This is a genomic window from Kribbella antibiotica, assembly GCF_004349055.1.
Lineage (GTDB): Bacteria > Actinomycetota > Actinomycetes > Propionibacteriales > Kribbellaceae > Kribbella > Kribbella antibiotica.
The window spans coordinates 1-13,346 of record NZ_SMKX01000207.1 but is presented as its reverse complement, the minus strand read 5'-3'; the positions used below and the strand labels follow the sequence as shown (position 1 = coordinate 13,346).

Genomic DNA, 13,346 nt, shown 5'->3' with positions numbered 1-13,346 from the left:
GTAATCGCCATCTAAACCCGCCCCACCCCGCCTTAGGCTGGCTACATGAACGACGCCGCCCAGGACCGCATCCGGGCCGACTTGATCCGCCGCAGCCGCCTCGTCCCGGCAACCGACCCGGCACCCCTGCAACTCCCTCCAGGCGACGCCTCGCCCGACGACTCGACCGAGCACATCTCCGCCCTCCGCAAGGAACGCCTCTAACGCAGTCCCGTCTGATGGGTGAACCCAAGGCCGGTTAAGGGCTGGACCGGGGAGCGAAACCAACCGGATCGACAGGGCAGGGCTCCCCAAACCGCTTTGGGGAGTGGAACTAGCCGATTGCGGTGCATGGCGCTCCCCAAACGATTGGCCGCAGCCGCGCCCGACACCAGCCGCGGAAGCCTCGGGGCGGCGCGCGGCGGCGGGTGAGCGAGCGGCGGGCGGGTGAGCGGCGGGCGGTGTACCGATGGACGGGTAGTCGTCGGCGAGCCGCGGGTGGGCTGCGCCTGGCTGGGGCCGGCGGGAGGCCGGAGACGGCACCACTACCCGGAGGCAGGGGCGTACAGACGGACTGTTAGTAGTCGGGCTGGACAGCGCACCGCCCGCCGGAAGGAGCCTCAGGCGGGCGGGGTTTGTGGGACTAGTAACAGTCGGTCTGCACGGTGCTGCCGGCTGCGCTACTGGGTGAAGCGGACCGTGAGGGTGGCTGGAGCCGTGTGGAGCTTGTCTCGGTCGGGGAGGGCTGGGCCACAGGCGGCGGTGCCTACGCCGGTTTGGGCGATGTCCAAGGTGACGTAGGTGGTGTCGCCGGGTTTGAGGTCGGCGTTGTGGGTGGCGGTTTCCAGATCGTGGGTGGTCCAGTCGCGGACGGTGAGGCCGAAGAGGTTGCCTACGGCATCGATTCGGAGGCCGTCCAGTGCGACCCAGCGGGTGTCGATGCGGTGGCCGTTTTCCTGCGGGCGCACGTACGGCGTTTGCAGGTCGGCGACCGTGGCGGCGTATTTGCCGACTGCAGCGGCTTCACGGGTGTCGACGTAAGCCTCGTTGGGTCCGGTGCCGAACCACTCGACGCGGTCGACCTTCGGGATCTCGAAGGTGATGCCGAGCCTCGGCAGCACGTTCGGGAACTGACCCTCCGGTACGACGTTCAGTTCGAGCTGCACACCACTTTCGACGGAGGTCCAGCGCCAGGTGCTGCGCAAACCCCATTGCAGCGCAGGCGGCGCCGTACGGGTGACGACCTCGAAAGCGCCATCGCGTTCACCGGCTGACACGACGCGGTGCTGCACACGATGCAGGCCTTCCTCGCGCCAGGCCTCGACAACACCAGGCTGTACGTCGTTGTCGATCGGGGCGCGCCAGACCTCGATCCGCGCGTTGGCTACCGCACCGAAGCTGATGCCGTGGATGCCGGCAGTCACCTCGGCAGGGGAACCAGCAGCAGCAACCGCCAGCACCGGCTCGTCGAGCCGGACCTGACCCCAGGCGATCCGGTGACCGGCATCCGCCCAGGAGGTCGACTCCGCCAGCTCGGCCGACACCGTCACCCACGTTTCGGGCTGCGAGCCGTCGTACGGGAGTTCGAGCGTCACCGTCTCCCCAGGAGCAATCGGCGCGACCGTGAGAACCTCAGACGAAACCTGCGAACCTTCGACCTCGACGACCACACGGAACGTCAGGTGCGACGTATCCAGAACCTCGTAGTGGTTGGTGATCGCAACACCCTTGCCATTGGCAACGATGCGCAGCGGCTCGATCACCTTCGCGAACTCGTGCATACCTGGCGACGGCGTCCGGTCCGGGAACAGCAGTCCGTCGCAGACGAAGTTGCCGTCGTGGATCGTCTCGCCGAAGTCGCCGCCGTACGCGTAGACCTCACGCCCGTCGATCGTCGTCCGCAACCCGTGGTCGATGAACTCCCAGATGAATCCACCCTGGCACCGCGGGTACTTCTCGAACACCTCGCGGTAGTCGAGCAGCCCACCCGGCCCGTTCCCCATCGCGTGCCCGTACTCACACAGAATGAAAGGCAAGTTCCGGTACTTCGAAGTGTCCGCACCGATCTCCGCACACCCGGCCGGATCGGTGTACATCCGCGAATAGATGTCGACGAACTCAGCCTCGGTGTCGCGCTCGTAGTGCACCGGCCGCGACGGGTCGAGCTCCTTCGCGGCGTCGTACATCGCCTTGAGGTTCTCGCCCATCCCGCACTCGTTGCCGAGCGACCAGATGACGATCGACGGGTGGTTCTTGTCGCGGCCGATCATCCGCTGCATCCGGGTGACGAGGTCGTCGCGCCAGCGCGGGTCCATCACCGGGTTGGGGAGGTTCGGCGGCTGCGGCTCGTAGCCGAACCCGTGCGTCTCCAGATCGCACTCGTCCACCACATACAGCCCGTACTCGTCGCACAGCGACAGGAAGTGCGGGTGCGGCGGGTAGTGGCTGGTCCGGACCGAGTTCATTCCGGCCCGCTTCATGATCAGTACGTCATCCAGCATGTCCTGCTCGGTCAGCGCGCGACCGCGGTCCGGGTGGAACTCGTGCCGGTTGACCCCGTTGAACAGCACCCGGTTCCCGTTCACCGTGAACACGCCGTCCACGATCGCGATCGTCCGGAACCCGATCCGCAGCCGGACCTCACCACCGTCGGTCCGCAACACACCGTCGTACAGGCGCGGGCTCTCGGCACTCCACGGCTCCACAGGCATCGTCGCGCCAACGCCAGTCGGAACCGAAAGACCCAGCTCGGGCACCTCCACAGTCCCGGCCACGTCGGCGTCGACGCGCAGGGTCCCGACCCCATCGACGTAGGACGAGTGCACGAACACGTCGGTCGCAGCGCCGGGCCGCAGCGCCAGCAGGTTGACCTCGCGGAAGATCCCGGACAGCCACCACATGTCCTGGTCCTCGAGGTACGACCCCGCCGACCACTGATGCACCCGTACGGCGACCTGTGCGTCAGAGCCCGGCGTCACCACCGAGGTCAGGTCGAACTCGCTCGGCAACCGCGATCCCGACGACCACCCGACGAAGGTCCCGTTCACCCACAGGGCGAACCGCGAGTCCACGCCCTCGAACCGCAGCACGATCTGCGACCCGGCAAAGTCAGCCGGCACCGCGACGGACCGCACGTAGTCGCCGGTCGGGTTGTCAGTCGGCACGTACGGCGGTTCCAGCGGGAACGGATACACGATGTTCGTGTACGCCGGAGCGCCGTACCCGCTCAGCTGCCAGTGCCCGGGCACCGCGAGGGTGTCCCAGCCGGACGTGTCCGGGTCTTTCAGGTCGTCCGGGGCGTCGGCCACACTCGGCGACAGCCGGAAGCTCCACTCCCCGCTCAGCGCGACGCGCGCGGTGTCGTCATCCAGCCAGGCGCGCGCCGGCAGGACGTTCTGACCGGGGGAAAAGTCCTCGACATAGGTCACAAGCCCTGAGCCTAAGCCCAGACCTGCGCACAAATCCACATCGATCAACAGATATGGACAGGGTGTATCAGGGTCGGCACGCCTTGCAGACGCCGACGAGAGCGACCTGCTCGACCGCCAGGTGGAATCCGAGCTCGCGCTGCACCTTCTTGCGCGCCGACTCCAGGATGTCGCCAGGAGCGTCGTACACGGTCCCGCACTCGGAGCAGCGCAGGTGCAGATGCCGCGGGGCCAGGTCGCCCGCCAGGTGGTACGTCGTACCTGCGCGGCCGAGGTGGACGTGCGTGACCAGCCCGAATTCGCCGAGCGCGTCGAGCGCCCGGTAGACCGTGGCCCGGTGGATGCCGGGCCGCAACGCCTCGGCCCGCTCGCCGATCTGCTCGGCGCTCAGGTGCTCCTCGGTGCCGGCGAGCACCTCGACCACCGCGAGCCGGGCCGGGGTCACCCGCTCACCCCGATCCCGCAACCGCTGCGCACTGACTTCCACTGCACTCGTCATGTGCGTCGCCCCCTCAGGACTTCTTCGCTGCCGTCTTCTTGGCCGGAGCCTTCTTGGCGGCGGTCTTCTTCGCCGTCGTCGTCTTCTTGGCCGCGGTCTTCTTCGCTGCCGTCTTCTTGGCGGCCGTCTTCTTGGCAGGCGCCTTCTTGGCCGTCTTCTTCACCGGTCCACGGGCCCGCTTGTCGGCCAGCAACTCGGCAGCCCGCAGCAGCGAGATCGTCTCGACGTCATCATCCTTGCGGAGCGTCGCATTGGTCTCGCCATCGGTGACATACGGACCGAAACGGCCCTCCTTCACCACGATCGGCTCACCCGATGCCGGATCCGCGCCGAGCTCCTTCAGCGGCGGTGCGGCAGCTCGCCGACCACGCTGCTTGGGCTCGGAGTAGATCTTCAGCGCCTCTTCGAGAGTGATGTCGAACATCTGGTCTTCGGAGGTGAGCGACCGCGAGTCCGTCCCCTTCTTCAGGTACGGCCCGTAGCGCCCGTTCTGCGCGGTGATCTCGTCACCGCTCTCCGGGTCCTTGCCGACCACGCGCGGCAGCGACAGCAGCCTCATCGCGTCGTCGAGCCCGATGCTGTCCAGCTGCATCGACTTCAGCAACGACCCGGTCCGCGGCTTGGCGCTCTTCGGTGCGTCCTCCGGCAGGATCTCGGTCACGTACGGACCGAAGCGACCCGCCTTCGCGACCACCTTCAGGCCGGTGTCCGGAGCTTCGCCGAGCTCGATCTCGACCCCGGACGGCTGCTCCAGCAGCTCCTGGGCCTTCTCCATCGTCAGCTCGTCCGGCGGCAGATCCTCCGGCACATTGGCGCGCCGCTCGTCCTTGTCCTCGACGTACGGCCCGTAGCGACCGACGCGAACGACCACACCGCTGTCGGGTCCGCCGACCTGGAACGTCGACATCTCCCGCGCATCGATGTCACCCAGATCGGTGACCATCGACTGCAGGCCCTCGGTCTCGTCGTCACCGAAGTAGAACCGGCCGAGCACGCCCTCGCGCTGAAGGTTGCCTGAAGCAACTTCATCGAGGATGTCCTCCATCGACGCGGTGAAGGCATAGTCGACGAGCCGGGTGAAGTGCTGCTCAAGGAGCCGCACGACGGCGAACGCCAGCCAGGCCGGCACCAGCGCCGTACCCTTCTTGTACACGTACCCGCGGGCCTGGATCGTGCCCAGAATCGACGCGTACGTCGACGGCCGGCCGATCTCGCGGTCTTCCAGCTGGGCGATCAGCGTCGCCTCGGTGAAGCGCGACGGCGGCTTGGTCTCGTGCCCGGACGCCACGACCTCGGTCGCCGGCAGCACGTCGCCCTCGGAGACATCGGGGATCTGCGTCTCGCGGTCGTCCGTCTCGTGCGACGGGTCGTCCGCGCCCTCGACGTACGCCTTCAGGAAGCCGTGGAAGGTGATCACCCGGCCCGACGAGGTGAACTCGCAGTTCTCTCCGGTGGTGGCCTTGGCGTCGATCTTGATCGAGACGCTGTTTCCGGCCGCGTCCTTCATCTGCGACGCGATCGTCCGCATCCAGATCAGCTCGTACAGCCGGAACTCCGGACCGCTCAGCCCCGTCTGGGCCGGCGTCTGGAAGTTCTCACCGGCCGGCCGGATCGCCTCGTGGGCCTCCTGCGCGTTCTTCACCTTGGAGGTGTAGACCCGCGGCTTGTCCGGCAGGTACGACGCGCCGTACAGCTCGCGGACCTGCGCCCGGGCCGCGGTGATCGCGGTCTCCGACAGCGTGACGCTGTCGGTACGCATATAGGTGATGTTTCCGTTCTCGTACAGCCGCTGCGCGATCTGCATCGTCTGCGAGGCGGACATATTGAGCTTGCGCCCGGCCTCCTGCTGCAGCGTCGTGGTCCGGAACGGCGCGTACGGCTTGCGCGTGTACGGCTTCGACTCGATCGAGCGGACCTTGAACGTGGAGTCCTGCAGCGCCGCGGCCAGCGCGGTGGCGGTCGTCTCGTCCAGGTGGACCGTGGTGTCGTTCTTCAGCTCACCGGTCGACGCGAAGTCGCGCCCCTGAGCGATCCGCCGGCTGTCCACCGAGACCAGCCGGGACGGGAAGATCCGCGGGGTCTTGCCTTCACCCGCGTCGAGCTTGGCGTCCAGGTCCCAGTACGACGCCGTCCGGAACGCGATCCGGTCGCGCTCCCGGTCGACGACCATCCGGACCGCGACGGACTGCACCCGGCCCGCCGACAGCTTCGGCATGACCTTCTTCCAGAGCACCGGCGAGACCTCGTAGCCGTACAGCCGGTCCAGGATGCGGCGGGCTTCCTGGGCGTCGACCAGCGACTCGTTGATGTCCCGGGCCGCGCCGACCGCGTCCTGGATGGCCTTCGGCGTGATCTCGTGGAAGACCATCCGCTTGACCGGGACCTTCGGCTTCAGCTCGTCGAGCAGGTGCCACGCGATGGCCTCGCCCTCGCGGTCCTCATCGGTGGCGAGGAAGAGTTCGTCGGCGTCCTTGAGCAGATCCTTGAGCTTGCGGATCTGGGCCTTCTTGTCGGCCGGTACGACGTACAGCGGGTCGAAGTGGTTGTCGACGTCGACACCGAGCCTGGCCCAGGCCAGTCCCTTGTACTTCGCCGGGATCTCGTCGGCACCCTTCGGCAGGTCCCGGATGTGGCCGAAACTCGACTCCACCACATATCCGGCGCCCAGGAAGCCCGCGATCATCCGCGCCTTCTTCGGCGACTCGACGATCACCAGCCGTCGTCCACCGCCCGACGACGATCCCGCCGCCGCGGCTTTCGTCCCTGTTGCCCGTGCCACCGTGCTCCTCTCGCACCCGTTGCGTTCGGTCGTGCCGGTCCGTTCGAGGACAGAGTACGGCCGTCGACAACGTATTTCTTCCTGCGTTTGTCCACGCACCGTAACCGGTCCGCCGCCGGGCACCCCTCTCAGGGTTTCAGAAAGTATCCGAAAACCCCTCTTACCGCGCGTCGCACCCGGGCCACTGCCACGGCCGGATCGACCGTGCCGAGCCCCGGCTCCAGAGCTCCCGAGGGTACGCCGTTCAACCGGGCAAGTGCCGGGAGTGTGAACTGATAGTCACCCAGCGACCCGTGTCCACCATCCGTGAGAAGCTCTTCCCGCTTCCACCCGCGCTGGGCCTCCCAGAAGGATTTCCAGCTCGGATCGGTGGCCCGGGAATGATCGCCCGCTCCGAACAAGAGGAACGGTCGATCGAGCCCTGTCCGCGCCACTTCGCTCGGCTGATCGCCGTCGTACATGCCGCCGTCCAGGTTGACGCCGACCCGGATCCGCCGGTCCACCAGCATCGCCGATGCGGCCGCCGCACCACCCATCGAGTACCCGAACATGCCGGCCCGATTCACCCGCAACCGATTCAGGACGAATCGGATGTCGGCAACCCGCGTGTCTGTCGCCGTCCGTACGGCGACCGGGTCCTCCCAGGGTATATGCGGCATCACCACCCGCCCGCCGGGGAACTCGACCGGCGCCTCTCCGGTGTGGTCGACAGTGATGACCAGGTAGCCATGGCTGGCCAGCTCCTCGGCCTGGTTCGTTCCGATGACACGTGACGCACCTGACCCCGGTGAATAGAGCAGTGTCGGCCCCGGGCGGACCACCGGCGCGTTCCGGCGCGCATGCGTCAAACTGCCGGCCAGATCGACGGTGTCGCCGCTCAACCGCAGGTACCCGGCCATCTCGGTGGCTAACGCGGGCGCGACTGCACTACCGGCGTACGGGGCTCTTGGGCCGGGCAGCTGGAGTGCTGGGAACCACAGGCTCACCATCAGCTCGCGTGGACCGGACCGCCACGGGTCTGGTCGACCATGGTCGACCAGGTGCAGCTCTCGGGTTCCGATGGCGTGCCGCCCGGTTGGCGCGGGCAGCTCCACCCGGTACGGCGAACTGGCCGGGCTGGTCCGACTTGTCTTGCCGGTTGGGATGGCGATGGCACCCGCGGCACCGATAAACAGACGTCGACTGATCATGGCCACCAGCCAACCGGCGATCCGCCGTCAGCGAATCAGCCTCCGGCCCGAACCGCGCTCACCCCACGGTCGTACGTTTCACCACCGGATGTGTACTTCCGGGAACTCCGGCGAGTCCTGGGTCAGCAGCCGGTTCGGACGGCGCCGCAGGGTGGTGTCGAAGTACGCAGCGATGTATTCGCGCTGGGCGCGCACACTCTTGGCCGCGTCGACCTTGCCGACCAGCGCCGTCATCACCGAGGTGATGATCGGGTCGTCGCCGTAGATCTCGCGGAAAACCTGGTCGAAGACGAACTGGTAGTCGGTGAATGCCTTCTGCTTGGCCCCGAGCAGGTTCAGGTTGAGCTTGCCGCCCTTCTGCACGGTCCAGAAGGTGGCCCAGGACACGTCGAAGTAGTCCTTGTTCGGGTCGGTGAACTGGGTCTCGTCCGACCCGAACAGCAGCAGCGGCCGGTCGATCCCCTTCAGCGCGACCTCGGCCGGCGGACCCTTGAGCCGGTCGTCCTGCAGCGTGCCGTCGAGGTTGAGGCCGGTGGCGATCCGCTGGTCGGCGCGCATCGCGGCCGCGGTCGCGTAACCACCGAGACCGACCCCGAACATGCCGACCCGGCGCAGGTCCAGCCCGACGCCGAACCCACTCGGCAATTCGTTGCCCTCGGCCCCTGGTTTGTGGCCGGCCGCGATCTTCGTGAGCTCGTCGAGGACGAATCGCGCGTCGGCCACCCGAGTGTCGACGTATTGGCGGGTGAAGAGCGGATCCGTCGGCTGCGTGGGCGGTACGCCGGGCAGAAACCGGCCGCCGGGGAATTCGGTCGGGGTCTCGTGCGTGTGGTCCATCGCGACCACGACGAATCCGCGGCTGGCGAGGTCCTCGGCCAGGGCCGTGTTCACGAACCGGCTGTACTGATAGGCGGGCGAGAAGAGCAGGACCGGGTGCTTCATCTTCTGCATCGGTGCGTTCAGGCGGCTGTTCGTCACCGTGTTCGCGAAGTCGAAGGTCCCCGTCGGCAGGGCCAGGCCGTACTCACCGGTCCAGGTCTCGTCGACCTCGGCCGCGGTCCGCTTCGGCATGTACATCGCGCGCGGGTTGTCGTCCATCAGGGTCGACGGGTACCAGAGGGTGATCATCAGTTCGCGCTTGCCGCCGGGCATGGTCGGGTCCGGCCGCTTGTCGTCGATCAGGTGCAGTGAGGTCGTGCCCAGCGACTTCCGGCCGGTCGGCTCCGGCAGCCGGAACTTCACCGGGTGGAAGTCAGGGTCGTCCTGCGCCCGTACGGCGTCGCGCGCGTCTGGGTCGACAGGCAGCGCGTGCGCCACGCCGGGTGCTGCGATCCCCAGGCCGGCCGCGAGCCCGCCGGCGAGCAGACCACGCCGTCCGATGCTGTGACGGATGTGACTGCTGTGACCGGAGTTCACCATGCGACTCATCGTCACCGCCTGTTTTCTCCCTGTGATGGAGACCTCGTCCCAACTTGATGACGGCCGAGCTCGTGACAACTCGGTCGCGGTGAGCTTCAATGAGCGCAACTTGTTCATAGATGCGTGAAGTGAGGCCTTGTGAGCATCTTTGTTCGCATGAAACGTTCAGTAGTCGCCATTGCGCTCCTAGCGGGCGCCCTAGTGAGCACAACCGCCCCAGCGCAGGCCGCCGGGACCACTCTGGGTGACATCACCGGGTTCGCCGCCGACAAAGCGACGTACACGCTGAGTGCCGGCCCGGCGAAGGTGCGGGTCGTGTTCCTGAAGGACGACGTCTTCCGGCTGTGGCTGGCGCCGGACGGCACCTTCACCGACCCCGCGAGTACGGCGCCGGAGAACCCGGACGACCCGGCGTCGACCATCGTCACCAAGACCGACTACGGCAGCCCTCGCACCTCGTGGCGGGATCGCGGCGGGTACTACTCGCTGACGACCGGCAAGATCGAGGTCCGGGCGCAGAAGAAGCCGCTGAAGTTCAGCGTCTACCGTGACGACCGGCTGGTCTGGGCCGAGGCCGCACCGCTGTCCTGGACCGATACGTCCACGACGCAGTCGCTGACCCGGGGTGCGAGCGAGCAGTTCTTCGGTGGCGGCATGCAGAACGGCCGCTTCTCGCACCGCGACGAGACCATCAAGATCTCCAAGGACTTCAACTGGGAGGACGGCGGCAACCCGAACGCGTCGCCGTACTACATGAGCACCGCCGGGTACGGCGTCCTGCGCAACACGTTCAGTCCCGGCAGCTACACCTTCGGCAGCCCGGTCGCCGTGACGCACGACGAGAAGCGTTTCGACGCGTACTACTTCATCGGCGACCTCAAGACCTCGCTGGACCGCTACACCGAACTGACCGGCCGGCCGTTCATGCCGCCGATCTACGGACTCGAGTACGGCGACTCCGACTGCTACAACCGCGGTCACTACGCGAAGGACCCGGACCCGAGCAACGACTGGAAGGTGAACCCGGACAAGGTCACCACTCTGGACGCGGTGAAGGTCGCCCAGCGGTTCCGGGACGAGGACATGCCAGGCGGCTGGATGCTCGTCAACGACGACTATGGCTGCGGCTACTCGGACAACACCGAGTTCGAGCAGGTCGACGGCACGTACTGGGGCAAGCGGGAGATTCCTGCTTTGAAGCAGACCGGTGACGAACTGCGGAAGCGGAACATCGAGATGGGGCTGTGGACGCAGTCCTCGCTCGATCGCCAGCCGGCCGAGGTGGGTGACGCTGGGGTGCGCGTGCGCAAGCTGGACGTCGCCTGGGTCGGACCGGGCTACCGGTACGCACTGAGCGCGTGTGACACCGCCCATAAGGGAATCGAGCAGTACAGCAACGCCCGCGGGTTCGCCTGGATGGTTGAGGGCTGGGCCGGCGCGCAGCGGTGTGCAGTGCAGTGGACCGGCGACCACGCTGGTTCGCTGGACGCTATCAAGTGGCAGATCCCTGCTATCACCGGCTCCGGCAACTCCGGTATCGCGTACAGCGCCGGTGACGTGGACGGCATCTTCGGGGGCTCGGCAACGTCGTACGTGCGTGATCTGCAGTGGAAGGTGTTCAACCCCGCCTTCATGACGATGTCCGGCTGGGCCACTCCGGCGATCAAGCAGCCGTGGGCGTACGGAGCGCCGTACACGGATATCAACCGCAAGTACCTGAAGCTGCGTGAGCGTTTGCTGCCGTACTTCTACACGTACGCCGATGAGGCGCACCGGACCGGCGCTCCGCTGAACCGCTCGCTGGTACTCGAGTATCCGAACGACCCGAAGACGTGGGACGACACCACGAAGTACGAGTTCCTTGCTGGTAAGGAGTTCCTGGTCGCACCGATGTGGGGTGCGGATGAGGTCAAGAGCGGGATCTACCTGCCGGAGGGGCGTTGGGTCGACTACTGGACCGGACGCGTCTACCAGGGGCCGACGACCGTGAACGGGTACCACGCTGCGCTCGACACGTTGCCGCTGTTCGTCAAGGCGGGTGCTGTGGTGCCGATGTGGAAGCCGGGGATCAATGCGGCTGCCGAGCAGAAGCCTGGTGACCGCCTGACGGTGGACATCTACCCGCAGGGAAAGTCGTCGTTCAAGCTGTTCGAGGACGACCGGGTGACTCGTTCGAAGCAGTCTGCACAGCAGGAGTTCACCGTCGACGCGCCTCGCGATGGCCGCGGCAACATCACCGTCAAGATCGGTGCACTCAACGGCTCGTACGCCGGTAAGCCGGGCTCGCGTCCTTACGAGCTGACCGTGCACACGGGCTCGGCACCGTCGGCCGTGCTGGTTGACGGACGTCCGGTGAAGTCGACGTACAAGGACGGTGTGGTCACTGTCGAGACCGCGGCTGTCTCGACCTCGCGGACCTCCACGGTCCGTCTGCTCGGTACGTCGTCTGTCGGCGGACCGGATGTCGCCAACACCTTCGGTAGCCCTTCGCTGGAGACTCCGTCGCTGTGGAACGCCCCTGGGCAGGCCACTGAGGTGACCGCCAGCTTCCGCAACGACACGGGCGCGACCGTGCGCAACGTTGATCTGGACCTGCAGCTGCCGGCCGGGTGGACCTCCGCGGGGGTCAAGACCTTCGCCTCGGTGCGGGCCGGTCAGACGGTCACCACGAAACTCCAGGTCACGCCGGGAGCCGACGTACAGCCTGCAAGTTTCACTCTGTCGCTGACCGCTTCATATGTTGCTCAAGGCAAGCGATATTCTCAGACGGCCGTCGCCACCGCGCAGCTTCCCTACGGCTCCCTGTCGCAAGCCGCCAACACCGTTGGCATCACCGACGCCTCTTCGTTTGCCAAGGGCAACTTCGATGGGTCCGGCAACAGTTTCAACGGTGAGGCGTTGGCGGCGGCCGGTTACAAGCCCGGCGCAACCGTCACGGTCCAGGACGCGAACTTCACCTGGCCGTCCGGAGCACCCGGCACGCCCAACCTGGTGAAGAACCAGTCCGCACCGATCCTGGTGTCTGGCACCGGATCGCACCTTGCGTTGTTGGGCGCAGGAGCCAGCCTGAACGCCCGTGGTGCGGTGACGATCCTCTACACCGACGGCACGTCATCCCAGGCGACCTTCCAGCTCCCCAACTGGTGCTGCCAGGACGCCACCACCGGCGGCGCGAAGCTAGCGGTGTCGACGAAGGGCCGCTACACACCCACCGGTTTGGCCAACACCACAACGGATTACCGGGTCTTCTACACCGCCGTACCGCTGGATCCCGGCAAAACCGTCCAAGCCATCAAACTCCCCGGCGGTGGCCTGGGCTTCTTCGCCGCCACCATCGCCAACAAGCCGTTGCCACCCGCCCCGCGCGGCGAGCAATGGGTCAGCGATCTGGAGTTCCTGGACTCCACCAACGGCTGGGGCCCGGTCGAACGCGACCGCAGCAACGGCGAAGACGCCCCCGGTGACGGCGCCGCGTTGACGCTGAACGGAACGACGTACGCGAAGGGCCTGGGCACCCACGCCCCCTCGGTCGTCAGCGTCCGCCTCGGCGCCAACTGCCAAACCTTCACCGCCCAAGTAGGCATCGACGACGAAATGGAAGACCGAGGCAAAGTCTCCTTCAAGGTGTTGACGGACGGGGTCGCCAAATACACCTCAGACCTCGTCACAGGCGCCTCCCCCACGGCATCGGTCTCGGTCAACGTCACCGGCGCCCAAACCCTCACCCTCCAGGTGACGGACGCAGGCGACGGCGTAACCAGCGACCACGCCGACTGGGCCAACGCCAAGCTGAGCTGCACCCCGTAACCCCCGCCGTGGGGAGGAGCGCCGGGGCGGCCTCCTCCCCACCGCCCCCACCATCTCAGGGGTCAACCCCGCCGATGGTGGGTTGCACCACCAGAATCCGACGGGCCAACCCACAAACTGAACTGGTCCCCGATTGTTGGACTGGCTGGTTAGAAGCCTAGGCCGCGAGGGCTTGGGCCCGGTATTGCACCGGGCTCAGGCCCTCGAGTCTTGTTGAGATGCGGTCGTTGTTGTACCAGCGGATG

8 protein-coding genes are annotated in these 13,346 nt (G+C 66.9%); 2 read left to right on the top strand and 6 right to left on the bottom strand.

Annotation, left to right across the window (positions count from 1 at the left end; all coding sequences use genetic code 11):
* Positions 1-45 precede the first annotated feature (45 nt).
* Positions 46-204 carry a hypothetical protein gene (locus E1263_RS43015; protein WP_165956903.1) on the top strand — a complete coding sequence of 53 codons (159 nt, stop codon included), beginning with the start codon at positions 46-48 and terminating at the stop codon, positions 202-204.
* A gap of 455 nt (positions 205-659) precedes the next feature.
* On the opposite strand, the gene E1263_RS38880 is transcribed toward E1263_RS43015, so the two are convergent.
* From E1263_RS38880 to E1263_RS38860, 5 genes are all read right to left on the bottom strand, one after another.
* Positions 660-3,407, bottom strand: coding sequence for a glycoside hydrolase family 2 TIM barrel-domain containing protein (locus E1263_RS38880; protein ID WP_165956902.1), 2,748 nt, complete (start codon positions 3,405-3,407; stop codon positions 660-662).
* 67 nt (positions 3,408-3,474) lie between these two features.
* Positions 3,475-3,906: a Fur family transcriptional regulator gene (locus E1263_RS38875; RefSeq protein WP_132176860.1), complete on the bottom strand. Its 432-nt coding sequence runs from the start codon at positions 3,904-3,906 to the stop codon at positions 3,475-3,477.
* 13 nt (positions 3,907-3,919) lie between these two features.
* Positions 3,920-6,685 carry a type I DNA topoisomerase gene (topA, locus tag E1263_RS38870; protein WP_132176858.1) on the bottom strand — a complete coding sequence of 922 codons (2,766 nt, stop codon included), beginning with the start codon at positions 6,683-6,685 and terminating at the stop codon, positions 3,920-3,922.
* A gap of 128 nt (positions 6,686-6,813) precedes the next feature.
* On the bottom strand, positions 6,814-7,875 hold the full coding sequence (locus E1263_RS38865) for an alpha/beta hydrolase (protein WP_132176856.1): 1,062 nt from the start codon (positions 7,873-7,875) through the stop codon (positions 6,814-6,816).
* A 78-nt stretch (positions 7,876-7,953) separates the two neighbouring features.
* The gene (locus E1263_RS38860; protein WP_165956901.1) at positions 7,954-9,303 is read right to left on the bottom strand and encodes an alpha/beta hydrolase family protein; all 1,350 of its coding nucleotides are present in this window, start codon (positions 9,301-9,303) and stop codon (positions 7,954-7,956) included.
* A gap of 147 nt (positions 9,304-9,450) precedes the next feature.
* Here E1263_RS38860 and E1263_RS38855 point away from each other — a divergent pair, with 147 nt between their 5' ends.
* Positions 9,451-13,101 (top strand): NPCBM/NEW2 domain-containing protein, encoded by a 3,651-nt coding sequence (locus tag E1263_RS38855; protein ID WP_132176852.1) that lies wholly within the window; start codon positions 9,451-9,453, stop codon positions 13,099-13,101.
* 157 nt (positions 13,102-13,258) lie between these two features.
* Here the strand turns inward: E1263_RS38855 and E1263_RS38850 are convergent, their stop codons facing one another.
* Positions 13,259-13,345, bottom strand: a complete 87-nt coding sequence (locus E1263_RS38850; RefSeq protein ID WP_420323368.1) for an IS3 family transposase — start codon at positions 13,343-13,345, stop codon at positions 13,259-13,261.
* Between the last annotated feature and the right edge of the window lies 1 nt (position 13,346).